Here is a 20,248-nt window from a genome sequence, read left to right on the forward strand (position 1 = left end):
GCCTCACTCGTCGGGCCAGGGGCAGATCTCGTCGATCCGGCCGACCACTTGCAGGCCCAGCCGCGCCTGCGGATCGCTTTTGGCCAGCGCGATCTTGCGCTCGGCCAGTTCGATATACTGATCGCGCAGCGCGGCCCGTGTCTCCGTGTCGCGCGCAAGGCGGCGCGCCTCGCGCAGCGCGGCCTCCTCGGCCTCCAGCGCCACCATCTGCCGCGCCATCTGCAAGAGCGCCGTGACCTCGTCCACGGCCAACACATCGAAGAGCGGCCCCTGCCCCTCGCTCAGCTGGTGGGCGAGGCAGTCGAAATTGCGCGCCTGGCTGATCTCCAGCGCCGCGACCAGCGCCAGCGCATCGCGCGCCGCCCCGGGCGCCACGCGCGTATAGGTGGTTACGTTCTGCGAGAAACTGTTGGTGCGCGGATCGCGGTGGCGGCTTTCCAGCACCAGCGTGTCATCCGCCCGGCGCAGGGTGATCTCGAACTCGAAATGGTTGATCCGGGTCTTGGTCCAGAGATCGCTGGCGCGCGAGTATTCCAGCTGCCGCCCGTCATAGCGCAGGGTCGGCTCAAAGGGATCATCGCTCCATTGGCCGGCGTCGTCGCGCGTCAGGCGCCCCTGCGCCACGCGGCCCCGGTAGCGCCCCTCGGTCGACCAGAGCGGGCCGGTCCAGAAGGGCACCGCCGCCTTCAGCCAGTATTGCGTCAGCGTGACGACCCCCGGCGTCTCGTCCGGGCCGAAGACCAGCAGCTCCTGCCCCGGGGTGCGCCGCCCCTCGACATAGTCCAGCACGTCATCGCCCAGCCAGTATCCGTGCAACTGGCGCGCCTCGGTCACCGGCCACGCATCGGCCACTGCGTTGGCATTGACCCGCAGCATCTGCAACTCGACCAGCGTGCAGCCGAAAGCCCCCTTGCGCGCCAGCGGCGAGGCCAGCGCGGGGGGCTCGGCCCGGAACATCTCCAGAAGCGTGTCGCAGCGCGCATCTGCCGCGGCCTCGCGCGGGGCCGCCCAGAGGCTGGCGAGCAGGGTGGCAAGGATCGTCAGGCTGGCGCGGCGCATCGCTTCCTCCCGGGACGGACGGCTCTCGACATCGTCAGTCTACCCGCCCCGGGGCGTGCCGCCAATCGCCCATCCGCCCCCTTGCGGCGCAGGTCCAATCGGCGGATAACGGGCCCATGAACAAGCCCAGCGACAACCCCGCCGATCCGTTCAAGAAGGCCCTTGCCGAGGCCACCAAGGTGATGGCCGACGACCCCGAGCTGTCGGTCAGCTACAGCGTCGATCCGGCGGGCATGTCGGGCGACGCGATGCGCCTGCCGCAGATCTCGCGCCGCATGACCCGCGACGAGGTGCTGCTGGCGCGCGGCACGGCGGATGCGCTGGCACTCTACCACCGCTACCACGATGCCGGCACCCATGCGCGCTATGCCCCGCCGGGCGACATGGCGCGCGAGCTCTACGAGGCGATGGAGACGGCCCGCTGCGAGGCGATGGGCGCCCGCGACATGCCCGGCACGGCCGGCAACGTGGATGCCAAGATCGGCGCCGAGGCCGCGCGCCGCGGCTATGGCCAGATCCGCGAGGCCTCGGAAGCGCCCCTGCCCGTCGCCGCCAGCTACCTGATCCGGCACCTGGCAACCGGGCGCGACCTGCCGCCCGAGGCCGCCAATGTCATGGAGCTGTGGCGCGGCTTCATGGAGGAACAGGCCGGCGGCACGTTCGAAGGGCTCGAGGACACGCTGGCCGACCAGGCCGCCTTTGCCCGTTTCGCGCGGCAGGTGATCTCGGATTTCGGCTATGGCGACCAGCTGGGCGAGGATCCCGACAGCCAGGACGAGGACTCCGAGGAAGAGGGCCAGGACGACGGCCAGGACGAGCAGGAACAGCCCGATTCCACCGGTCAGGACGATGACGGCGAAGAGGCCGACGCCACGCCCGAGAGCAGCCAGGAAGAGACGCAGGATCCCAGCCAGGCGCAGGTCTCGATGGACGAGATGGCCGACCAGGAGATGGGCGAGGAGGCCGAGCTGCCCGAGGGCGAGGCCCCGCAGGAGCCCCCCCTGCCCCAGCCGGTCTCGGATGCCGATCCCGACTACCGCGTCTATGACGGCACCTTCGACGAGGAGATCGCCGCCGAGGAGCTGGCCGAGCCGGTCGAGCTGGAACGCCTGCGCGCCTATCTCGACCAGCAGCTCGAACCGCTCAAGGGCGCGGTCTCGCGGCTGGCCAACAAGCTGCAGCGCCGGCTGCAGGCGCAGCAGAACCGCAGCTGGGAATTCGACAAGGAAGAGGGCGTGCTGGATGCCGGCCGCCTCGCCCGGGTCGTGGCCAACCCCACCACGCCGCTGTCCTTCAAGGTCGAGAAGGACATGGAGTTCCGCGACACGGTGGTGACGCTGCTGCTGGACAATTCCGGCTCGATGCGCGGCCGGCCGATCTCGATCGCGGCGATCTGCGCCGACGTGCTGGCCCGCACGCTGGAGCGCTGCTCGGTCAAGGTCGAGATCCTGGGCTTCACCACGCGGGCGTGGAAGGGCGGACAGGCGCGCGAGAAATGGCTGAACGAGGGGCGCGAACAGCAGCCCGGGCGGCTGAACGACCTGCGCCACATCGTCTACAAGCATGCCGACGCCCCCTGGCGCCGTACCCGCGCCAACCTGGGCCTGATGATGAAAGAGGGGCTGCTGAAGGAAAACATCGACGGCGAGGCGCTGGAATGGGCGCATCGGCGCATGGCCGCCCGCCCCGAGGCGCGCAAGATCCTGATGGTGATCTCGGACGGCGCGCCGGTCGATGACAGCACGCTCTCGGTCAACCCGGCCAACTACCTCGAAAAGCACCTGCGCGACGTGATCGCCTTTGTCGAGCGCAAGCGGCAGGTCGAGCTGCTGGCCATCGGCATCGGCCATGACGTGACCCGCTACTACGACCGCGCGGTGACGATCACCGATGTCGACCAGCTGGCCGGCGCGATGACCGAACAGCTGGCCTCGCTCTTCGACACCGACCCCCGCGCCCGCGCCCGCATCATGGGCATCCGAAAGGCGGGCTGAGCGGCTCTTTCACCCACGCGCCAAGTCACAGCAGACACGCCGCGACTTGGCAGTGGAGTTGTTGTGTCTTTCAATACGTTGCTGCGTCCGGCAAGCGACCAGTCGGGCGGTCGCGACACAGCTGCATCGAACCGCAACACTGCGTCTACCACGCAGTTACAACAGAATTTTGGATGTCTTGGAGATGGTACCGCCTCCCCGGCTCGAACGGGGGACCTCTAGATCCACAATCTAGCGCTCTAACCAACTGAGCTAAGGCGGCACTGGCAGGCGGGATACAAAGGGATGGCGGTGATTGCAAGACCGAATTTGCACGCTCAGAGCGCTGTTTCCCAGGCCTGCTCGACCACGTCGACCCCGAAGCTGTGCCTGGGCTCGGAGCGTGTCATGCGCCATCCCGCGTGCCTGTAGAGGGCGCAGGCGGCGGCGTGACTCTCATGGGTCCAGAGCACCATTCGGCGGTAGCCGCAGGCGCGGGCGAAGCCCATGCATTCGGACAGCATCCGCTTGCCAAGGCCCCGTCCGCGCGCTTCCGGCACGAGGAAGAAGAGCCGCAGCTTGGCGGTCTGGGCGTCCTGTGCGACGCAGAAGATGCTGCCCAGGCGCTCCGTCCCGTCCCAGGCGATAAAGGCCCGCTCGCGCGCCGGGTCATGATCCCGCGCGAAGGCCTCGAGGATCTGGCGCACGAGCCGTCCGAAGGAGGCATCGAACCCCTCGTCACGGGCGTAGAGGCGGCTGTGTTCGGCGACAAGCCAGTCGATATCGCCGGGACCGAGATCCTTGAGGATGATGCTCATGCGGTCATCAGACCCTGTGCATGGTTGCAAATCAAGAGGCGGGCGGCTACGTCCCTAGGCTTTCAATCGGGACACCAGGGGGTCGGACGGCATGGGAATCAATGACGAGCGGGATATCGAGGCCAACCTGCAGATCGGGCCGACCGAGCTGGGGATGGTGCGGCTGTTCATCGCGGGGGGCGGAATCGAGATCCCGATGGATTTCGAGCCCGACGAGGCCGAGGAGATCGCCGACGAGATCCGGGCTGCCGCACAGACCGCCCGCCGGATGAAGACCCGCCGCTGATCCCGGGCGGCAAGCCGCTTCGAAGCGGCTTGGATCAAGCGGTTTCGAAACCGCTTGGAACGCGTTTGCAAACGCGTTCCACCAAGGCCCTTCGAAGGGCCTTGCCCCCTAGCCCCAGCCGGACAGCCCCGCCTCGGGGTCGCGCAGGGCCTGCAGGCGGCGCGCCGCATGGGCAGCGAACTTGCGCGTCAGCTTGGCCCGGCGCGGCGCGGCCAGCTTGTCCTCGGGGGCCATGCGCAGGATCTCGGCATCATAGCCATCGGCCAGGATCAGCCCGGTCCCGTCGGGCAGAAGCTCGGTCGGGAACGCCGCATCCACCGCCCAGAAATAGCGGTCGCACCAGTCCAGATAGCCCTGCCACTTGGCATCCGAGGTGAAATCGGCGCGGCTGGACTTGCATTCCACCACCCAGAGCTCGCCCTTGGGGCCCAGCGCCATCACGTCGACGCGCAGGCCGCGATCCGGCACGAATTCCTCGATCACCGCAAAGCCGTGGCTGGCCAGGTGACGGCACACGCCGCGCGCCAGCACCTGCCCCGGCATCATCTTCGTCTCGCTCAGCAATTCCATGCGCAATGATATGAACATTCCGTGAACATATGCAAGGCCTGCGCGGCATCGACTTACAATTCCGGCCCCGATCACTACTCTCCGGAACGACCCCGTCGTTCAGGAGCCCCACATGTCCCCACCGGAACTCAGCCGCGCCGAGGCGCGCGGCGTGCGCCATGCGCGCGAACTCGAAGGCCACCTGTCCTGGCTCGAGACGTTCTCCGGCACGGCCCTTGGCGTCCTGGCGGTGGCCTCGGGGATCTACACCTATCTCGGCGTCTCCTCGCTGCTGGACGAAAACGGCGCCATGTCGGTCTTTGCCGCCATCGCCTACTCGGTCGCGGTCTCGGTGGGGATCTTCGTCTTTTGGTCCTACCTGATGCGGCTCTTCCCGGCGGTGCGCACCACCCGCGCCCGGGCGGGGCTGATGGCAGCCATGGGGCTGGGCAGCCTGGCCATCGTGGCCATGTCGTCCTGGCTGAATGCCGCGGCGCTGGCGGGCTCGGCCGCGGTCGAGCAGCACCTGGCGGAGACGGTGCAGGACTACCAGGGCGCGCTGGAGCGCGCGCACGAGATCGCCCTGTCGGCGCAGGCGCTGGAGCGCGACGTGGCGCGCGTGCGGCAGAGCTTCGAGGATCTCTCCGAGCAGGAGGCGCAGGGCACCCTGTCGGGCCTCGCGGGCCGGGGCGCGGTGTTCCGCGTGCTGCGCCAGAAATCGGCCGAACTGGCCGCGCTCGAGACGCAGATCGCCGCGCAGACCCCGCTGGTCGACACCGCCTTCACAGAGGGCAACACGATCCTGTCGCGGATGCGCGCCCTGACGGTCGAGCCGGGCGCGGTCGAGGCGCGCAGCGTCGAGTTCTCGGAGGCCGCGGTGCGGCTGCAGGGCATCATCACGCGGCTGCGGCAGCTCTCCGTCGCGCCGCTGGTGGAGCGCGCGGCGCGCGACCTCTCGGCCTCGGTGGTGCTGCCCGAACTGGACGGGCGCACCGCCGAGACCCGCGCCGACCAGTCCGCGACGATCACCTCGGTGCTGGAGGTGCTGGGCGCCCGTGCCGACACGCTCGAGAAGGCCGCGCAGGCGGTGGTGGCGCTGCAGGCGCCCACGGATGTCACCTATACGCCGCTCTCGGCCGCCGACGCGGTGATCCTTTACGCGGGCAATTTCGTCCCGTCCTGGGCGGGGGCGATCGCGATCGACCTGCTGCCCGCCGTGCTGGTCTTCATCCTGGCGATCACGCAATCGGCGATCCGGCAGGGGCGCGAAGGCGCCGGGGTCGAGGACACGCTGACCCTGGCCGAGCTGCGCGCCGCCGTCACGGCCCTGCGCGATGTCGAGGGGGTGATGGCGCCGCCCGCAACCCGGCAGGAGGCCAAGGCAAAGACCGATCCCGAGGCCGAACGGGAGCCGGGCCACGCGGAGGATGAGAGCCACCGCGTGGCCGAGCTGAAGGACAAGCGCGCATGAGGGCCCGGACCGTCTCGCGCACCCTGTCGGCCGTGCTGGTCTTTCAACTGGGGATCGGCGTGCTGCTGGTGCTGGGCGACATGCGCGACGGCGCGCTCCGCCTGCCCGGCCTGCGCACCGATGCGCCGCGCCTGACCGAGCCGGTGCGCCCGGGTGACCAGCGCCGCACCTACACGCCCAGCCGCGATCGCCCCGCCACCGCACCCGCGCGCGACCCCGGCACCCTGCCCGACCGGCTGACCCTGACCTTCGACGACGGTACATGGCGGCTGGAAGGCGCGATCGCCGAGGGCGACGCGGCCCGGCTCATCCCGCAGATCGAGGCCGCCGACCCGCCCGTCGAGACGCTGGTCCTGCAATCGCCCGGCGGGTCGGTGCGCGACGCGCTGGACCTGGGCCGGCACCTGCGCGCGGCCGGCATCGGCACCACCATGCTGCCGGGCGAGTTCTGCTATTCCGCCTGCCCTTACCTGCTGGCCGGCGGCACCCCGCGCGAGATCGCGCCTTCGGCCTCGGTCGGGGTGCACCAGCATTATTTCGGGGAAAGCACCATCCTGCCCGCCTTCGTCGCGGTCGAGGACATCCAGCGCGGCCAGGGTGAGGTGATGACCTATCTCGACGAGATGGGGATCGACCCGCTGGTCATGCGCCACGCGCTGACCACGCCGGCCGACGAGATCTACATCCTGCTGCCCGAAGAGCTGCGCCGCTATGGCTTCCTGCCCGAAGAGGGCTGAGCGCATCCGGGCGGGACGGCGCGGACGATCCGAAACATTTCCGCGGCGCGGCCTTGTCATGCGCCCGCCCCCGACTTAGGTGAGGCGCTGGTGGGTTCTGCCCTTCACGTCAGACGGGTACATTCCGGTGGCCTTAAGCAAATCCGAGGGAGCTGGCTCTGACGGGATCGTGGTCTCGTTACCTGGCGCCCACCTGTAGATACAGGTCCTCGGGAATGCGCTACCCAGACGGTTGCGTGCGGTTCCCGCCGCTTTGCCCCTTATGGGCATCACATGAAAAAGCCCGCCGGAGATCCCGGCGGGCTTTCTCATTTCATCCATGTCGCGGTCACAGGCGCAACGTGCGGGGCGCCGCGGCCTCGGCCGGCACGGGCACGGGCTGGGCATGGCCGCCGCCCGGGCGCGAATCTTCGTCATCCCCCAGCCGCATCACGGCGATCCCGAACTGCACGCTGGCAAAAACGATGCCGTTCAGCACCCACAGGATAAGGGTCGCGAAGACGCCATAGGTGGAATGGGTGACGAGATACCAGAGATTGGCGACGTTCATGGCGTAGAGCAGCGCGATGAACAGGGCCGACAGCACGAAGCCGATGATCGTCTGTCGGATCAGCAAACGCATGATGCGGGGCATGGGGCCTCCTCCCGTTGATGTCGGGAAGGGTAAGGCCCCCTGCCCCCACGGCAAGCCTGCCTGTCCTGACAGGCCCGTGAGCGCGCGTTCAGCGGCGGCCGAGAAAGCGCAGGGGCCCGGGCCGCTCGGTGGCCTCGACCGGGATGGTCGCCTCGGCGCGGACGGGCTCGGGCTGGCGCGTGCCGCCATCGCCGCCCTCATCCGCGCCCATGCGCATGATCGAGATGCCGAACTGCACGCCGGCAAAGACGATGCCGTTGAAGATCCACAGCATCAAGAGCGCGATCAGCCCCGCCTCGCTGCCGCTGACGAGATGCCAGAGATTGGCCACGTTGAACCACATCAGCGCGCCCACGAAGACGGCCGAAAGGCCGAAGCCGGTCGCGACCTGCAGGATATAGAGACGGATGAGCTTGGGCATGAAAACCTCCTTGCATTCGGAACAGAGAATATAACCTGCGCGGGCGAAGACAAGGGGACGGCATGCCGCAAGCCTAGCCCTGCCCGTCCACCGAGCGGATCGGCACCGGCGCGTTGACCGTCAGGGTGCGATAGGGGAACGGGATCTCGATGCCCGCCTCGTCCAGCGCGCGCTTGACCGCGGCGACCACCTGGTCGCGGCTGGCGCGGATGTCGACAGGCAGCGAGCCGGTCCACCACGTCACCTCGAAATCGATCGAGGAGGCACCGAAGGCATGGGCGAAGACCTGGATGTCGCGCACGTCGTCACGCACCAGATCCACGGCGCGCACCGCCTTCTCGATCACGGCGCGGGCCTCGTCCACGTCCTCGCCATAGGCCACGCCGCAGATGATCGAGGCGCGGCGGAACTGCTGGTCGGTGCGTACCGTGACCGGGTTGTGGAACAGCTGCGCATTGGGCACCACGACCAGCTGGCCGTCGGTCTGGCGGATATGGGTGTCGCGGATGGTGATCGCCTCGACCCTCCCCTCGGCGCCCTCGCATTCGATCGTGTCGTCGATGCGGAAGGGCTCGCGCAGCAGGATCAGGATGCCGGCCAGGAAATTCTCGAACGTGTCTTTGAAGGCAAAGCCGATCGCCACCGAGCCCAGCCCCAGCGTTGTCAGCGCCCGGCCCGGCGTGATCGTGGGAAACACCACGGTGACCGCGATCAGCAGCCCGGTCAGCCAGATGGCGGTGTTGGAGACCAGCCGCAGCACGTCGACGAGGTTGCGGCGCAGCCGGGTGCGGCGGCCCAGCCGCGTCAGGACCTGCCCGGCCATCCAGGCGACCAGCGCGGTCAGTCCCAGCAGCACCAGTGCCACGCCGATCCGCGGCGCCAGCGTCACGGCCCCGTCCGCCCAGCCGGCCAGCTGCTCGGTCAGAGTGGCGGTGACCTCGGGCGGCAGCACCTCGTCCAGTTCATCCATGGATCAGCAACGCCGCCGCGCCCGGCGGGTTCCCGCGCAGGCGCGTGCGCTATCTCGCGGTCAGAACGCCTCGGGACGGGCCTCGCGCGCCATGTGGTCCAGCACCGCGTTCACGAAGCGCGCCTCGCGCCCCTCGGGAAAGAAGGCGGCGGCCACGTCGACATATTCCACGATCACCACGCGCGGCGGCGTCTGGGTGGCCACCAGCTCGGCGCCGGCGGCGCGGAACAGCGCGCGCAGCGTCGGGTCGATCCGGGCGATCGGCCACTTGGCGACCAGCGCGCGGTCGGTCATCTGGTCGATCCGCGCCTGCCAGTTCACCGCCTCGTCGAGGATCTGGCCGAACAGCGTGATGTCGCCGTCCAGCATCTCCTCGCCCTCGGGCGTGACCGCGCCGAACCGGTGCTCAAGGAATTCCCGCCGCACCTTGTCGACCATCTGGCCGGACTGTTCCATCTGGAACAGCGCCTGCACGGCATAGAGCCGCGAGGCGCTCTTCATCTTGCGTTTCAAATTGCCCGAAAGCTCTTTCATGCGGTGGTCGGTCCCTTGGCGCCGCCTGCGATCTGGTACTCGTCGCGGGCGGGCACGAATCCGACGCCCTGCCGCGAAGCGCCCCAGTTACGGGCCAGCGCCACCAGATGCAAGGCCGCCGCGGCCGCGCCGCCGCCCTTGTCCTGCCCGTCGGTGGCCGCGCGCACGCGGGCCTGCTCGTAGGTCTCGACCGTCAGGATGCCGTTGCCGATGCACAGGCCCTGCAGCCCCAGCAGCGTGATCCCGCGCGAGCTGTCATTGCAGACCGTCTCGTAATGCGTCGTCTCGCCCCGGATCACGCAGCCCAACGCCACGTAGCCGTCGAAATTGGCCATCCGCCCGGCGATGCCGATGGCGGTGGGCACTTCCAGCGCGCCGGGCACCTCGATCAGCTCCCATGTGCCGCCGCAGGCCTCGATCTCGGCCTTGGCGCCGGCGATCAGGTCATCGGCGATGGCCCGGTAATAGGGGGCGACCACGATCAGGATCTTGACCGGCTTGTCGAATTCCGGCCGTGCCAGCGTGTAATGCTCTTCGTTGGATGCCATCAGCCCAGCTCCGATATCTTGCGCGTGCCGACGATCTCGAGCCCGTAGGCCTCGAGCCCCACCACCTTGGGGGTCGGCGAATTTGTCAGAAGGACCAGCCGCGACAGGCCCAGCGAGGACAGGATCTGCGCGCCCAGCCCGTATTGCCGCAGCGTCCGGGGCGAGACCTCGTCCTGCACGTCGAGCTTCATCGAGGTGTCGCGCAGCAGCACGACCACGCCGCGCCCCTCGGCGGCGACGGCCTCCATCGCGTGCTGGAACTCGTGCGCGCGGTTGGCGGGCCCGGTGCCCACGATGTCCAGCATCGGGTCCAGCGCATGCATGCGCACCAGCACCGGATCGTCGCCCGACAGGTCGCCCTTGACCAGCACGATATGCTCGTCGCCATGGGTCTCGTCGGTATAGATCCGCATCTGCCAGTCGCCGCCGAATTCCGAGGTCACGGTCTCCTCGGTACGGACGCGGACGAGGTTGTCGTTGCGCCGGCGGTAGGCGATCAGGTCCGAGATCGTGCCGATCTTGAGCCCGTGCCGTTGGGCGAAAGCCACCAGCTCGGGCAGGCGCGACATGGTGCCGTCCTCGTTCATGATCTCGCAGATCACGCCCGCCGGGTTCAGCCCGGCCAGCCGCGCCACGTCGACCGCGGCCTCGGTATGACCGGCCCGCACCAGCACGCCGCCCTTGCGCGCGCGCAGCGGGAAAACATGGCCCGGCGTGGCGATGTCGGCCTCGCCCTTCGAGGCGTCGATCGCCACCGCCACGGTGCGCGCCCGGTCGGCCGCCGAGATGCCCGTGGTCACGCCCTCGCGCGCCTCGATCGAGGTGGTGAAGGCGGTTTCGTGGCGCGAGGAATTGTTGGTCGACATCAGCTGCAAGCCCAGCTGCTCGATGCGCTCGCCTGTCATCGCCAGGCAGATCAGCCCGCGCCCGTAGAGCGCCATGAAGTTGATCGCATCCGGCGTCGCCCATTGGGCCGGGATCACGAGGTCGCCCTCGTTCTCGCGGTCCTCGTGGTCGACAAGGATGAACATGCGCCCGTTGCGCGCGTCCTCGATGATCTCCTCGACCGAAGAGATCGCGTCCGACCAGTCCTCTTCCACCGGTCCGGGCGTCTCGTAATCCTGCATGTCGCCTCCGAGCTTGCGTCGCGTCCCAGCAGATAAGCCAGCCCTGCCCCGATGGCCAGAGGATAGCGGGCGCGCAGCGCCTGTGCAGCCGCGTCGGTTCGGACATGGGCGGGGTCCGCGGCTCCGGATCGGCGGGGGCAAGCCCCCGTGGGCCGGTCCGGACCGCTGTGCGCCGGGACCTCCGGAATACCCGACCGTCGGGAATCCACGACCTGACGCGGCCCCGCCCCGGCAGGTATCACAGATCCAGATCGCAACAACCGCCACGGGGAACCGGAACAATGTTCGAAGACAGCTTCATCTTCTCGCCCATCGCCGTCACCATCAACCACAACCACCTCACCGATCCCACCGAGGAAGCCGGCATCGGCGTGACCAATGACCACTTCACCAACCCGACCGAAGAGGCCGGGGTGGGCGTCACGAATGATCACATGACCGATCCGACCAGCGAATACGGGATCGGCGTGACAAATGATCACCTGACCGACGATTTCCTGTTCTGATCGCTCCGGACGCCCGGGCCCGGCACCGATGCCGGGCCGGTCTCAGTCGAAGATATCCTCGATCAGGTCGAAGGCCTCGCCGAACAGCTTCCGGGCGGGGCTTTTCTTCTTCTTGCCCTTCTTCGCCTTCTTGCCTTTCAGCGCCCGCCGGTCCAGCGCGCTCTCGACGCGGCGGGCGACATGCGAGACCGTGTCGTGATGCCGCGCCTCGCGATCGACCGCATCCGAGCGCAGGTGCTTCATCTCGTGCAGCGGCGCCCCGCAGGAGGCGCAGGACAGCTCATGCCGCTCGCGCCCCTTCAGGACCAGCGCGGCGCGGGTGCCGCAATAGCAGCAGGTGGCGATTTTCGTCTTCGGCATGGGAAGGTAAATGGGGCACGGCCGCGGCGATCACAAGCCCGGAACCAATGGCATCCCGCCGCTGCTGCCCGGTGGTAGTGGACGCCTGGCATGCAAACCCGTCCGACCGACGCGGCCTCTCGCCGGGTCAGTCAAAGAAATCGTCCAACGCCTCCACCGCGCCGCGCAGCAGGCGCTGCGGCAGGCGCGCGACCGGGCGCTGCCTGTGCGGACGTGGACCCGGTCCGGCATAGGCGCGGGCATGGGCCGTCTGGGTGACCGAGCGCAGGTCCCGTATCGCAGCACCGCATCCCGCGCAGGAGAGGCTTTCGGTGACGTCGCTCAAACAGATCGTGGTCTGCGTGCCGCAATAGGCGCAGGTGGCAAGCTTGGTATGTCTCATGGCCCTCGACCGATTCCCGTTCGGCCCGAGCAGACATGGGCATTGTGTCGCGCGTCGGGAAAAGGCGGGGCAATCCCGGCCTCGCCCCCTCAGGCGCGGGCCGCGTAGAGGGCGACGGCGGCGGCGTTCGAGACGTTGAGCGATCCGAAATCGCGCGCGAAGGGGATCTTGACCAGCGCATCCACCGTCTCGCGCGTCTTGGGGCGCAGGCCGGGCCCCTCGGCGCCCAGCACCAGCGCGACGGGCGCGTCGCGGCGCCCGTCCAGCGCCTCCTCGATCGTCTGCGCGGCCGTCCCGTCCAGCCCCAGCACCAGGTAGCCCATCTGGCGCAACGTCACGATCGTCTCGGCCAGGTTGCGCTCGCGCAGATAGGGCTGGCGTTCCAGCGCGCCCGAGGCGGTCTTGGCCAGCGCTCCGGTCTCGGGCGCGGCGTGGTGGCGCGTGCCGATCACGGCACGGGCGCCGAACACCTCGGCCGAGCGCAGGATGGCGCCCACGTTATGCGGGTCGGTCACCCGGTCGAGCAGCACCAGCCGCAGCGGCCCCGGCCCCTCGGCCAGCGCCACGTCCTCCAGCCGGCCCCAGTCCAGCGGCTTGACCTCGAGCGCGGCGCCCTGGTGGACCGAGTTGGGATCGAGCGGCGCGGAGAAGCGGCGCGGGTCCGAGATCTCGGGCGCCATCCCGCTCTGCGCCACCGCATCGGCCAGCTTGTCCGCGGCATTGGGCGTCAGGATCAGCCTCAGACGCTCACGCCGCGGGTTCATCAACGCATCGCGCACCGCATGCAGGCCGAAAAGCCACACGGTCTCGGCCGCCGCGGCCCGCCGCGCCTGCTCCTTCTCGACCACCCATTTCGGTTTCCTGGCCATCTGCCCTGCCTGTCCTGTCGGGTCTTTCCCATGACACCGAAGTCGGTCGCTTGCCAAGGGATTTTCCTGTTGACGGGGAAATTCGGCAGATGTAATCAGCCCCCCACGTCGGGGGTGCCCGACGACGGTGGGCGACAGGCCGCAAGGTGTGGCAGGGGACTGTAACTCCCTCGCGGAGACGCACGCTTGGTTCGATTCCAAGGTCGCCCACCATCCCGCACTCAAGGGATGAAAAATCCGCTAACACCTTGAAAGGAAAGGTGGTTTCAGCGGTTCGATAACCTTCATTCCGGCTATACCTCAGAGGCTCCGCGAAGGCCAATTTGAGCACTGTTCTCTTGAGGGAGAAGTTGCCGTTTTTGTAGATATTCCAAGGACTTGCCAGAAATGTCAGGGCCGGTTCGATAAAATCAGACAGGCGTCCCTGATCCGGCACTGCCGAGTCGGCTTGTTCAGCCAGTTTGATCTTCTTGCGCTCTAGCTCACCGATGCGTTTTTCATACGCCGTGATGACGGACGGGCTGGACGCATTCATGATCCGGTCCAGCAGGGCCTCGATCTGCTTTTCAGTGTCCTTAAGTTGCGACTCTAGTGTGCTGCGAGCGGACATGGCGTCAGCGCGGCGCATCTCCCAGATATCGGTGAAGATTGCCTTGGCCAGCTTCAAGAGCTGGCCAGCCGGTTGCAGCTCACGCAGTAGGCGCTCTGCCCCATCTTCGATATCGGCACGCCGGATGGACTTGCGCTTTGACGCGCAATCAGGGGTATCACACAGGTAATAGGGGTAGAGCTTATTGCGCCCTTTGGACCAGCAAGACGTCATAGGCTCACCGCAGTCGTCACACAGGACGAAGCCCCGCAGCGGGAAGTCCTCATTGATATCCTTGCGCGCAGGAGCGTTGAGCGTGCCCTTCAAGCGCGCTTGCACGCGCTCATGCGTAGCAAAGCTGATAAGCGGCTGGTGATGGCCCCTACGAAGGCCGACGCCCCAGTTAGGCGCTTCGACGCATCCGGCGTACACGGCACGCTCTAGCATGTCCTTCACACGGCTTGGATGGACGTAGCCGCTTGGCCCGCTCTTCGGGAAGTCGGGCTTTCCTTCCAGAAAGCGCTTCACTTCTACCTGGGAGCGGAAACGTCCATCAGCGAAGCCTTCAAGGGCTTCCGTGATGATCGATGCCACGGGCTCATCAGGCACGAGAAGCTTGCCGTGGCCGGAGACGCGCTCGTAACGGTATCCGACAGGTGGATGGAAAACGTAATATCCGTTCTCCACGCGGGCGGTCATCTTCTGGATGACCTGACGGCGGTTCTGTTCGCGCTCAAGCTGGCCTTGGGCCGCGAAGACCGTCTCAACAAACTTTCCTTCGGGTGTATCTTCAAATTAAAAATTCAGACACTCAATAGATGCGCCGCGCGCTGCCAGTTCATCGCGCAGCTTCCAATAGAATTGCGTATCGCGCGCAAACCGCTTCAGGTCATCAAATATAACGACATAGGGCTTGCCTTCTTGCGCTTCGAGATAGGCAAGCATGGCGCGCATGCCGGGGCGCTTCATGTAGTCGCCGCCGCCGCTGTAATCGTCCGGGAAGACCATCTCGACAGCAAGCCCACGCTCTTCCGCATACTGACGGCAGCGATGCTCCTGGCTCTCAAGCCCGTGGCCGTGCGTCTTCTGCTTCTTGTCAGAGACGCGGCAATAGATGAGCGCGTTGCTCGTCACATCGCTTTGTTTTACTTCATCTTTCATGACTCCTCCTTGTCTTCGCGGGTGGCTACTCAGCCGCGCACGCATTAAAAACTGTTGTCAGGGTAACTCCGTCTGAGCCTACCATACCGCCGCGCTCACCGGGAGCGATTTCCTCATTGTCGCTGGGTTTTCCACAAGTTGAACCAGCCCATTCATAGGCAAAAGTGGCATCGTAGAAGGCATTGCCGAAGACAAATAGCAGTTTGATGATCTCGTCTTTTCGCTCATCACTGATATCTGGATCATCAAATAGTCCGCGATATTTCTCATATACGATCTTGCCCTTTGGCTCACCGACTTCACCGAGGACCAAATAAAGCGCCTTGCTCAAATTCGGCGCATTTTGAAAACCGTTCTTAGTCATCACACACACCTGCCCATCTGCGCTGGTTTCTCGCGCATTGGAGCGCACAAGGGCGCCAGTTAAACTTTGCCCCTGTGCTTGGTTTTCATCCATATCGGTGAAGTGCTGGCCCTGAGCGTTATTCTGCTCCGGTGCCAAATTCAAAGAGCCGCGCTCTTGAATTCTCTTATCTTCTTTAATGTTAGCATAATTTATGCGCGGCCCGCAAATTTGCGTTGCGCCTTGCGCATGAGCACTTCTTCGTTTCCCTGGCATTTACTTTCTCCATCATCACATACTGATGATGGAAAGGTGGCCATTTCTCACTTCGATTTTTGATGCTGAGGCCGAAGGCTATTGGCACTCAATCGGAAACGATTGGGAAGTGAACGTGTCACATCATATCGTGATTGGGGAGATAATACTCTGGCCCTTGACCAACAACATACCAGTGAGGCCTCAAGCCCCGATGTTCCACGTAGCGATCAGCAATTTGACTTTTGCTTCCTGACGTGCCAAGCGGCCTCGCTCTCAAAGTTGTAATAAATCTGTTCGCCTGTCGGCGTCGGCGCTCGGTTGGTCCATAAATCAGGCATTCTTGGGCAAAAAAGTAGGCGGCCCGGTTAACGAAGCTAAATGATGTCAATGGCGCAAGGGATCGGCGCGCAAAATACATTGTCTGAACGGATTCGTCGTGATCCGGAAAGGCGAGAAACCTATTAGCAAACGGACAGCCGTCGCAAATTTCGCGGTCGCTGGGGCTATCGTAGTGCAAGTCACCAGGGCACTGCCAAAGACAACGCTTCAAGGCTTCAACACGGTGCCCCCCCGTTTCAAAACAATCAGCCAAGAGATCGCGGTAGAATTCGAAGACCGGGAAGTCATCGATCAAGCGATAGGTGAGCCGCCTGTAAAGGTTCTTCACTGCTCCTTGTGAGACCTTGAGCGCCCGAGCGGCATCCTCGGTCGTCTTGCCCATGAAGTACGCCCGCACAAGAGCCCGAAATGTGGGTTCGGGCAGCTTCGAGCCTATGCAGTAGCGGTTCTTCACTCCGAAATGGCCTCATAAATTGCAGCATAAGCAACTGATATTTATATATATACTACGGATTTGCCGATCCCGTTTCGCTATCCCGAATCTGCAAATTCCGGGAAGCCTCCCACATTCTCAGCAGCGCGGACAAGAACATCCATCCCCCGCGCCTTCAGAAAAGAGGACCCATGTAGCGACCATGACCAACAACAGCACCTAAGGACCACAAACCATGCCCCTGTAGAACAGAAAGCCCAACCATGCTCACAGCCATCAGCACAAAGGATGAAAAGATCACCGTTCTGGCCGATCACCACATCGCCAACCGCAAGCTCTATCGCGAACGCATCTGGAAACCCGCCCGCGCCATGCACAAGGAGGTCGGCTCCTTCGCCGCCTGGCGACGGGTCCTGGTCGAGATCGAGGACTATGACGGTCGGCTCTTCTTCCCTGACCAGCGTCCCTTCCGGCACGAGGAAATCTGCGAGATGTTCCCCGATGTCGGGAACCGTTGGATGGGACTATTCCTTGAAGCCGCGCCCTGCGGCACAGCCCCCAAGCGCTATGCCAGCCCGATTACATACAATCGTGTGCGTGTGATCGAGCTCTATAGCCGCCTTCATGGTGCCGCCAACAGCTTCGCCGCCTGAACCAAACCCGCCAAGTGACCAAAGCCCCGAAACGGATTACCCGTTTCGGGGCTTTCTTTTTTGGAAAGTGTTAGAGCGACCATCTCAGCACGGCCCAGAGTCCGTAGAGCATGGCTGGCCAGAGCAAGGGCAATGGCCAGCCGAGCCATACCGGCAACGCAGAGAGCGCTGTCCAGACGAGGCCGCGCGCGACCAGCTCTGGCCAAGCCGGACCAACGGCAGACATCCGCGCCGGTTCATGGTCCCCGCGCGCCAGAGCTTGAGAGACATCAGGATTGTCGGTGGTCCGGAAGTTCGAGACTTGCCGGGCCTGCCAGAGCGCGGCTGCGCTCCAAAGGCCGGTGACGAGCAAGGGGAGCGGCCCGGCGAAACCAATCATCAAGGCAAGCCATTGGTGGAACACCGGCAGGAATATCCCCGCCGCTCGCGCCAGGATGACAAGCGCTGCGTAGCCAAAGATGATATTGGCAAGCGTAAGGAGTATGAATTTTGCCATGAATCACCCCACGCTCAGGTAATCGCCAAGAAGCGCGCCGAGAGCCAAGCCGGGCTTTGTGAAGTCTACAGCCGCTGTCACAGGCAGTCCGGCGCGCGACGGATGAATGTCATAGAGAGGGCGGCCAGCGCGGTCCCGGAAACGCTTCTCCAGAAAATAGACTGGACGATAGCCGATCATGGGCCGGGCCGCCGCGAGAGCGACAACCTGCACCGACGGGTGCAAGCTCATCAGCTCATCGGATGTGATCAGGCGGCGGGATTGGCTGGTATCTCCGCTTGAGCGAAACTGCGGATCGCCCAGCAGCCGCCCGCGCTCTTGCGCGCTGTCCAGGCTGAGCTGATGGGCGCTGGTCTGGCCGCAAAGCGCCGAGATGTAATCGGCTGTGAAGCGGTCATTGGTGCCAAAGCATTGGATCGAGGCGCTATTGGCCAGAAAGGACTCCCAGCGGCTGCGATAGAGTTCTTTGAGCTGCGTAAAATCCTGAACGACCATGACAAGCTGCATGCCAAAGCCCGCCATGAGGCCGACCGCTTGCTCGATAATCGCCATCCGCTCTAGCGTCGCCATCTCTTCGAGCAAGAACATTACCGGCATCGAGGGGCGCTCAGGCAGCGCCGTGACGCTCGCGATAAGCGCCCCGATCAGCACCCGCAGGAAGCGCCGCGCGGTCGCAATCCGGCGCGCGGGCAGAATGATGTAGATCGAGGTATTTTCGCCAATGCTTTGCGGGTCGAAATCTGAAGACGCCAGCGCATCCGCCAGCTTGGCGCTTTCGAGGAAATGGGTGTTGCGCTGCGCGGTCGAGATGACCCCGGAGAGTTCGCGCTCTTCCTTGTTGTCAATTCGCCCGCCAGCGGCCCTGACCAGCTCGAAGGGGGAGTCCAGCATCTGATCCACAACGGCGCGGAAGTCCTCACGGCTGGCGTTCAACGCGCGCCGAACATCCTTCAAGCTGGCCGTGCCGTGCTCGCCAGCATGCAGGAGCAGTCCTGCAATCATGCTGGCGGCTTCACCGGACCAGTGGCTCTCTGCCCCGCCATCGGGGATGACCAGGCTATCAGCGGCCAGCATAGCCTCATCAAAGGCATCATCACCGAAGGGCTCGATGCGAGCACAAGGGTTGAAAGACGAGCGGAGCATGCCAAGCTTGCTCGCAGCCACGTCGAACGGATCGATCATGATGACGGTCTGACCCAGCACGTCGCGGCGGTAGCGCGCGGTGATGAAGGCCAGCTCGCCATCTTTGATATCCAGCACAATGGCGCTGCCCGGGTGCTCAAGAAGGCGCGGGATTGCGCCCGAGACCCCCTTACCGCCGCGCGTCGGGGCAACGATCAGCTCGTGCCTGTCCCCGCCATAGGTAACGGGAAGCGCGGGCTGCCGGGCATCCTTAGCAGGTAGGTAGCCAAGCGTATGGCGACCGGCGAGGCCGTAACCCCGCGCTGCCAAGTGGGCAGCGTCCGCCCACTTGGCCGAACCATGGCTGTCTGGATCAAAGCTCCAGAGCCGCCGCCGCGCTTGCTCCTGCTTGGTTTCGCGCGGCATCATTGCAGCGCGCCTTCGTCCGTTTCTTCATCAGCACAGGCCGTCTGACGCAGCACAGTCTGGCTTGTGTAGGCGTCCCGCACCACGTTGAAGAAGCGGGGGAGTTCTTGACGAAGCGCTCCGTCATGGCCGAGATAGCTATCTGCAAGGTCTTGCAGGAAGCGCTCTTCATTGCTGCCCAGAAAATAGACGAAGGTCACAACGTCGCCTTTGGCGGCGATGACTGAGGCCTGCCTTTCCAGGTTCCGGTTGGCTTGGCCGTCCGTGATGATGATGACGGCGCGCTGATGGTTGCTCAAGGCATCCTGGTTCATTTAGTCATAGAGATGTTCCAGCGAGCCGTAGAGATCGGTTGCCCCGTCTGCCCGCAGGCCATGCATCGGGAAGTTAGACGCGCGGCACTGCTCATAGCCAAAACCTTCACGCGGCTCAAAACTGGCTTCACCTTCGGAAAACGCCCCGATCAGACATCCTGCGCGGTCCGGCAGTGCATCGATAAATCCGCCCGCAGCGACGCGCATTTCGTCCATGTGGTTCATCATCGAGCCCGAGCGGTCCATCAGAACGGCGAAGGTCATCGGGATGCCCTCTGCCTGGCCCGGCGCGAGGATATCGACAGGAACCTGCGTTTCTTGGGTTATCACCTCTTCGGCAAAGCAGAGCTTCTCACCGCCGGTCCGGTAGAGCGCCAGCGTGCCCAGGGGCGGATCGATCACTTCACCGGTCTCGTTTCGGGTCAGCGCAGAGATGATCAGCCCGTTCTCGTCTTCGGCAATGTGAGTGATTTCTACCGATCCGCCGGAGAAGGCGAGCACGATGTTATGTTCGGCATTGATGTCGTAGCCGCTGACAATCTCCGCTCCAAACTCATCGCGCATATCGATAGAGGCCACCATTTCCATAAGTCGTGGGCTCGGAACGCGCGCCGGATCGGTGCGAATGCCAAGTAGCACTTCCCCTTCAAAGTCACGCCAGCGCTGAACGGTCAGGTCTGCGGTTTCGCCTTCACCGACGCGCGGCACGATCTGAAACCGCGCCGTGCCGCCGCTGCCTTGTTCCTGAACCGTGATGTTCGGGAGGTCACCGACATGCGGTTCAGCGATCTGCACGAGGCTTTCAGACAGAGCCGCACTGGAGAGCGTTGCCGCCAGAGCGCTCGTGGAGAGAAAAGTCCGCCAAGGCAT

Annotated in this window: 25 protein-coding genes, 2 tRNA genes and 1 pseudogene; 7 read left to right on the forward strand and 21 right to left on the reverse strand. The window is 65.1% G+C overall.

What is annotated here, in order from left to right; all coding sequences use genetic code 11:
• Positions 1–3 precede the first annotated feature (3 nt).
• Positions 4–1,059 (reverse strand): hypothetical protein, encoded by a 1,056-nt coding sequence (locus tag AVJ23_RS00540; RefSeq protein WP_058860208.1) that lies wholly within the window; start codon positions 1,057–1,059, stop codon positions 4–6.
• 116 nt (positions 1,060–1,175) lie between these two features.
• Between AVJ23_RS00540 and cobT the strand changes: the two genes are divergently transcribed.
• Positions 1,176–3,053 (forward strand): cobaltochelatase subunit CobT, encoded by a 1,878-nt coding sequence (gene cobT / locus AVJ23_RS00545; protein ID WP_058860209.1) that lies wholly within the window; start codon positions 1,176–1,178, stop codon positions 3,051–3,053.
• 185 nt (positions 3,054–3,238) lie between these two features.
• On the opposite strand, the gene AVJ23_RS00550 is transcribed toward cobT, so the two are convergent.
• A tRNA-His gene (locus AVJ23_RS00550) sits at positions 3,239–3,315 on the reverse strand.
• Positions 3,316–3,370: 55 nt separating this feature from the next.
• Complete coding sequence (locus AVJ23_RS00555) at positions 3,371–3,850, reverse strand: GNAT family N-acetyltransferase (RefSeq protein WP_058860210.1); 480 nt, start codon at positions 3,848–3,850, stop codon at positions 3,371–3,373.
• A 91-nt stretch (positions 3,851–3,941) separates the two neighbouring features.
• On the opposite strand from AVJ23_RS00555, the gene AVJ23_RS00560 reads away from it, so the two are divergent.
• Positions 3,942–4,136, forward strand: coding sequence for a DUF6324 family protein (locus tag AVJ23_RS00560; protein WP_058860211.1), 195 nt, complete (start codon positions 3,942–3,944; stop codon positions 4,134–4,136).
• Positions 4,137–4,244: 108 nt separating this feature from the next.
• Here the strand turns inward: AVJ23_RS00560 and AVJ23_RS00565 are convergent, their stop codons facing one another.
• On the reverse strand, positions 4,245–4,706 hold the full coding sequence (locus AVJ23_RS00565; RefSeq protein WP_058860212.1) for an MmcB family DNA repair protein: 462 nt from the start codon (positions 4,704–4,706) through the stop codon (positions 4,245–4,247).
• Between the two features lie 112 nt (positions 4,707–4,818).
• Here AVJ23_RS00565 and AVJ23_RS00570 point away from each other — a divergent pair, with 112 nt between their 5' ends.
• Together AVJ23_RS00570 and AVJ23_RS00575 are read left to right on the forward strand one after the other, a co-directional pair.
• The gene (locus AVJ23_RS00570; protein ID WP_058860213.1) at positions 4,819–6,156 is read left to right on the forward strand and encodes a hypothetical protein; all 1,338 of its coding nucleotides are present in this window, start codon (positions 4,819–4,821) and stop codon (positions 6,154–6,156) included.
• Entirely contained in the window at positions 6,153–6,893 is a 741-nt protein-coding gene (locus tag AVJ23_RS00575) for a COG3904 family protein (protein ID WP_058860214.1), read from the forward strand. The genes AVJ23_RS00570 and AVJ23_RS00575 overlap by 4 nt, the downstream gene beginning before the upstream one ends.
• A gap of 328 nt (positions 6,894–7,221) precedes the next feature.
• On the opposite strand, the gene AVJ23_RS00580 is transcribed toward AVJ23_RS00575, so the two are convergent.
• From AVJ23_RS00580 to ribB, 6 genes are all read right to left on the reverse strand, one after another.
• The gene (locus AVJ23_RS00580; protein ID WP_058860215.1) at positions 7,222–7,527 is read right to left on the reverse strand and encodes a hypothetical protein; all 306 of its coding nucleotides are present in this window, start codon (positions 7,525–7,527) and stop codon (positions 7,222–7,224) included.
• A gap of 88 nt (positions 7,528–7,615) precedes the next feature.
• Positions 7,616–7,948, reverse strand: coding sequence for a hypothetical protein (locus AVJ23_RS00585; protein WP_058860216.1), 333 nt, complete (start codon positions 7,946–7,948; stop codon positions 7,616–7,618).
• 73 nt (positions 7,949–8,021) lie between these two features.
• Positions 8,022–8,918 carry a mechanosensitive ion channel family protein gene (locus AVJ23_RS00590; protein ID WP_058860217.1) on the reverse strand — a complete coding sequence of 299 codons (897 nt, stop codon included), beginning with the start codon at positions 8,916–8,918 and terminating at the stop codon, positions 8,022–8,024.
• Positions 8,919–8,978: 60 nt separating this feature from the next.
• Positions 8,979–9,452 carry a transcription antitermination factor NusB gene (gene nusB, locus AVJ23_RS00595; RefSeq protein ID WP_058860218.1) on the reverse strand — a complete coding sequence of 158 codons (474 nt, stop codon included), beginning with the start codon at positions 9,450–9,452 and terminating at the stop codon, positions 8,979–8,981.
• Positions 9,449–10,000 (reverse strand): 6,7-dimethyl-8-ribityllumazine synthase, encoded by a 552-nt coding sequence (locus tag AVJ23_RS00600; RefSeq protein ID WP_058860219.1) that lies wholly within the window; start codon positions 9,998–10,000, stop codon positions 9,449–9,451. The genes nusB and AVJ23_RS00600 overlap by 4 nt, the downstream gene beginning before the upstream one ends.
• Entirely contained in the window at positions 10,000–11,127 is a 1,128-nt protein-coding gene (gene ribB / locus AVJ23_RS00605) for a 3,4-dihydroxy-2-butanone-4-phosphate synthase (protein ID WP_058860220.1), read from the reverse strand. The genes AVJ23_RS00600 and ribB overlap by 1 nt, the downstream gene beginning before the upstream one ends.
• A gap of 281 nt (positions 11,128–11,408) precedes the next feature.
• On the opposite strand from ribB, the gene AVJ23_RS00610 reads away from it, so the two are divergent.
• Complete coding sequence (locus AVJ23_RS00610; RefSeq protein ID WP_058860221.1) at positions 11,409–11,633, forward strand: hypothetical protein; 225 nt, start codon at positions 11,409–11,411, stop codon at positions 11,631–11,633.
• A gap of 42 nt (positions 11,634–11,675) precedes the next feature.
• Here the strand turns inward: AVJ23_RS00610 and AVJ23_RS00615 are convergent, their stop codons facing one another.
• The 3 genes from AVJ23_RS00615 to rlmB all read right to left on the reverse strand — a co-directional run bounded on the left by AVJ23_RS00615 (position 11,676) and on the right by rlmB (position 13,244).
• The gene (locus AVJ23_RS00615) at positions 11,676–11,993 is read right to left on the reverse strand and encodes a hypothetical protein (protein WP_058860222.1); all 318 of its coding nucleotides are present in this window, start codon (positions 11,991–11,993) and stop codon (positions 11,676–11,678) included.
• 127 nt (positions 11,994–12,120) lie between these two features.
• Positions 12,121–12,375, reverse strand: coding sequence for a hypothetical protein (locus AVJ23_RS00620; protein ID WP_058860223.1), 255 nt, complete (start codon positions 12,373–12,375; stop codon positions 12,121–12,123).
• Between the two features lie 89 nt (positions 12,376–12,464).
• Positions 12,465–13,244, reverse strand: coding sequence for a 23S rRNA (guanosine(2251)-2'-O)-methyltransferase RlmB (gene rlmB / locus AVJ23_RS00625; protein ID WP_058860224.1), 780 nt, complete (start codon positions 13,242–13,244; stop codon positions 12,465–12,467).
• 129 nt (positions 13,245–13,373) lie between these two features.
• Here rlmB and AVJ23_RS22695 point away from each other — a divergent pair.
• A tRNA-Tyr gene (locus tag AVJ23_RS22695) sits at positions 13,374–13,457 on the forward strand.
• Positions 13,458–13,968: 511 nt separating this feature from the next.
• Here the strand turns inward: AVJ23_RS22695 and AVJ23_RS23545 are convergent.
• The 4 genes and pseudogenes from AVJ23_RS23545 to AVJ23_RS22705 form a co-directional block, all read right to left on the reverse strand.
• Positions 13,969–14,532 (reverse strand): annotated as a pseudogene (locus AVJ23_RS23545) (recombinase zinc beta ribbon domain-containing protein); the annotation flags it as partial.
• Between the two features lie 96 nt (positions 14,533–14,628).
• Positions 14,629–14,994: a recombinase family protein gene (locus tag AVJ23_RS23275; protein ID WP_240484470.1), complete on the reverse strand. Its 366-nt coding sequence runs from the start codon at positions 14,992–14,994 to the stop codon at positions 14,629–14,631.
• Positions 14,995–15,019: 25 nt separating this feature from the next.
• Entirely contained in the window at positions 15,020–15,613 is a 594-nt protein-coding gene (locus AVJ23_RS22700) for a hypothetical protein (RefSeq protein ID WP_157772586.1), read from the reverse strand.
• 118 nt (positions 15,614–15,731) lie between these two features.
• Complete coding sequence (locus AVJ23_RS22705) at positions 15,732–16,388, reverse strand: sigma factor-like helix-turn-helix DNA-binding protein (protein ID WP_157772587.1); 657 nt, start codon at positions 16,386–16,388, stop codon at positions 15,732–15,734.
• Between the two features lie 242 nt (positions 16,389–16,630).
• On the opposite strand from AVJ23_RS22705, the gene AVJ23_RS00635 reads away from it, so the two are divergent.
• Positions 16,631–17,020, forward strand: coding sequence for a hypothetical protein (locus AVJ23_RS00635; protein ID WP_058860226.1), 390 nt, complete (start codon positions 16,631–16,633; stop codon positions 17,018–17,020).
• Positions 17,021–17,090: 70 nt separating this feature from the next.
• On the opposite strand, the gene AVJ23_RS00640 is transcribed toward AVJ23_RS00635, so the two are convergent.
• The 4 genes from AVJ23_RS00640 to AVJ23_RS00655 are packed head-to-tail and all read right to left on the reverse strand — an operon-like array spanning position 17,091 to position 20,248.
• Positions 17,091–17,516 carry a hypothetical protein gene (locus AVJ23_RS00640; RefSeq protein WP_058860227.1) on the reverse strand — a complete coding sequence of 142 codons (426 nt, stop codon included), beginning with the start codon at positions 17,514–17,516 and terminating at the stop codon, positions 17,091–17,093.
• Positions 17,517–17,519: 3 nt separating this feature from the next.
• A complete protein-coding gene (locus tag AVJ23_RS00645; RefSeq protein ID WP_058860228.1) occupies positions 17,520–19,067 on the reverse strand; it encodes a type IV secretory system conjugative DNA transfer family protein in 1,548 nt (515 codons plus the stop codon).
• The gene (locus tag AVJ23_RS00650) at positions 19,064–19,378 is read right to left on the reverse strand and encodes a hypothetical protein (RefSeq protein ID WP_058860229.1); all 315 of its coding nucleotides are present in this window, start codon (positions 19,376–19,378) and stop codon (positions 19,064–19,066) included. The genes AVJ23_RS00645 and AVJ23_RS00650 overlap by 4 nt, the downstream gene beginning before the upstream one ends.
• Positions 19,379–20,248 carry a hypothetical protein gene (locus AVJ23_RS00655; RefSeq protein WP_058860230.1) on the reverse strand — a complete coding sequence of 290 codons (870 nt, stop codon included), beginning with the start codon at positions 20,246–20,248 and terminating at the stop codon, positions 19,379–19,381. It abuts the gene before it with no gap.

Origin of the sequence: Pseudoponticoccus marisrubri, assembly GCF_001482405.1 — a bacterium.
In the GTDB taxonomy this organism is placed as follows: domain Bacteria; phylum Pseudomonadota; class Alphaproteobacteria; order Rhodobacterales; family Rhodobacteraceae; genus Pseudoponticoccus; species Pseudoponticoccus marisrubri.

What these genes read in the sequence shown, in the direction of transcription:
- AVJ23_RS00590 (WP_058860217.1), bottom strand. Translation starts at nt 8,918, where the DNA reads ATGGATGAACTGGACGAGGTGCTGCCGCCCGAGGTCACCGCCACTCTG.
- AVJ23_RS00615 (WP_058860222.1), bottom strand. Translation starts at nt 11,993, where the DNA reads ATGCCGAAGACGAAAATCGCCACCTGCTGCTATTGCGGCACCCGCGCC.
- AVJ23_RS00635 (WP_058860226.1), top strand. Translation starts at nt 16,631, where the DNA reads ATGCTCACAGCCATCAGCACAAAGGATGAAAAGATCACCGTTCTGGCC.
- AVJ23_RS22700 (WP_157772586.1), bottom strand. Translation starts at nt 15,613, where the DNA reads ATGCCAGGGAAACGAAGAAGTGCTCATGCGCAAGGCGCAACGCAAATT.
- AVJ23_RS00610 (WP_058860221.1), top strand. Translation starts at nt 11,409, where the DNA reads ATGTTCGAAGACAGCTTCATCTTCTCGCCCATCGCCGTCACCATCAAC.
- AVJ23_RS00555 (WP_058860210.1), bottom strand. Translation starts at nt 3,850, where the DNA reads ATGAGCATCATCCTCAAGGATCTCGGTCCCGGCGATATCGACTGGCTT.
- AVJ23_RS00645 (WP_058860228.1), bottom strand. Translation starts at nt 19,067, where the DNA reads ATGATGCCGCGCGAAACCAAGCAGGAGCAAGCGCGGCGGCGGCTCTGG.
- AVJ23_RS00600 (WP_058860219.1), bottom strand. Translation starts at nt 10,000, where the DNA reads ATGGCATCCAACGAAGAGCATTACACGCTGGCACGGCCGGAATTCGAC.
- AVJ23_RS00650 (WP_058860229.1), bottom strand. Translation starts at nt 19,378, where the DNA reads ATGAACCAGGATGCCTTGAGCAACCATCAGCGCGCCGTCATCATCATC.
- rlmB (WP_058860224.1), bottom strand. Translation starts at nt 13,244, where the DNA reads ATGGCCAGGAAACCGAAATGGGTGGTCGAGAAGGAGCAGGCGCGGCGG.
- AVJ23_RS00585 (WP_058860216.1), bottom strand. Translation starts at nt 7,948, where the DNA reads ATGCCCAAGCTCATCCGTCTCTATATCCTGCAGGTCGCGACCGGCTTC.
- nusB (WP_058860218.1), bottom strand. Translation starts at nt 9,452, where the DNA reads ATGAAAGAGCTTTCGGGCAATTTGAAACGCAAGATGAAGAGCGCCTCG.
- cobT (WP_058860209.1), top strand. Translation starts at nt 1,176, where the DNA reads ATGAACAAGCCCAGCGACAACCCCGCCGATCCGTTCAAGAAGGCCCTT.
- AVJ23_RS23275 (WP_240484470.1), bottom strand. Translation starts at nt 14,994, where the DNA reads ATGAAAGATGAAGTAAAACAAAGCGATGTGACGAGCAACGCGCTCATC.
- AVJ23_RS00540 (WP_058860208.1), bottom strand. Translation starts at nt 1,059, where the DNA reads ATGCGCCGCGCCAGCCTGACGATCCTTGCCACCCTGCTCGCCAGCCTC.
- AVJ23_RS00655 (WP_058860230.1), bottom strand. Translation starts at nt 20,248, where the DNA reads ATGCCTTGGCGGACTTTTCTCTCCACGAGCGCTCTGGCGGCAACGCTC.
- AVJ23_RS00560 (WP_058860211.1), top strand. Translation starts at nt 3,942, where the DNA reads ATGGGAATCAATGACGAGCGGGATATCGAGGCCAACCTGCAGATCGGG.
- AVJ23_RS00575 (WP_058860214.1), top strand. Translation starts at nt 6,153, where the DNA reads ATGAGGGCCCGGACCGTCTCGCGCACCCTGTCGGCCGTGCTGGTCTTT.
- AVJ23_RS00640 (WP_058860227.1), bottom strand. Translation starts at nt 17,516, where the DNA reads ATGGCAAAATTCATACTCCTTACGCTTGCCAATATCATCTTTGGCTAC.
- AVJ23_RS00565 (WP_058860212.1), bottom strand. Translation starts at nt 4,706, where the DNA reads ATGGAATTGCTGAGCGAGACGAAGATGATGCCGGGGCAGGTGCTGGCG.
- AVJ23_RS00580 (WP_058860215.1), bottom strand. Translation starts at nt 7,527, where the DNA reads ATGCCCCGCATCATGCGTTTGCTGATCCGACAGACGATCATCGGCTTC.
- AVJ23_RS00620 (WP_058860223.1), bottom strand. Translation starts at nt 12,375, where the DNA reads ATGAGACATACCAAGCTTGCCACCTGCGCCTATTGCGGCACGCAGACC.
- AVJ23_RS00570 (WP_058860213.1), top strand. Translation starts at nt 4,819, where the DNA reads ATGTCCCCACCGGAACTCAGCCGCGCCGAGGCGCGCGGCGTGCGCCAT.
- ribB (WP_058860220.1), bottom strand. Translation starts at nt 11,127, where the DNA reads ATGCAGGATTACGAGACGCCCGGACCGGTGGAAGAGGACTGGTCGGAC.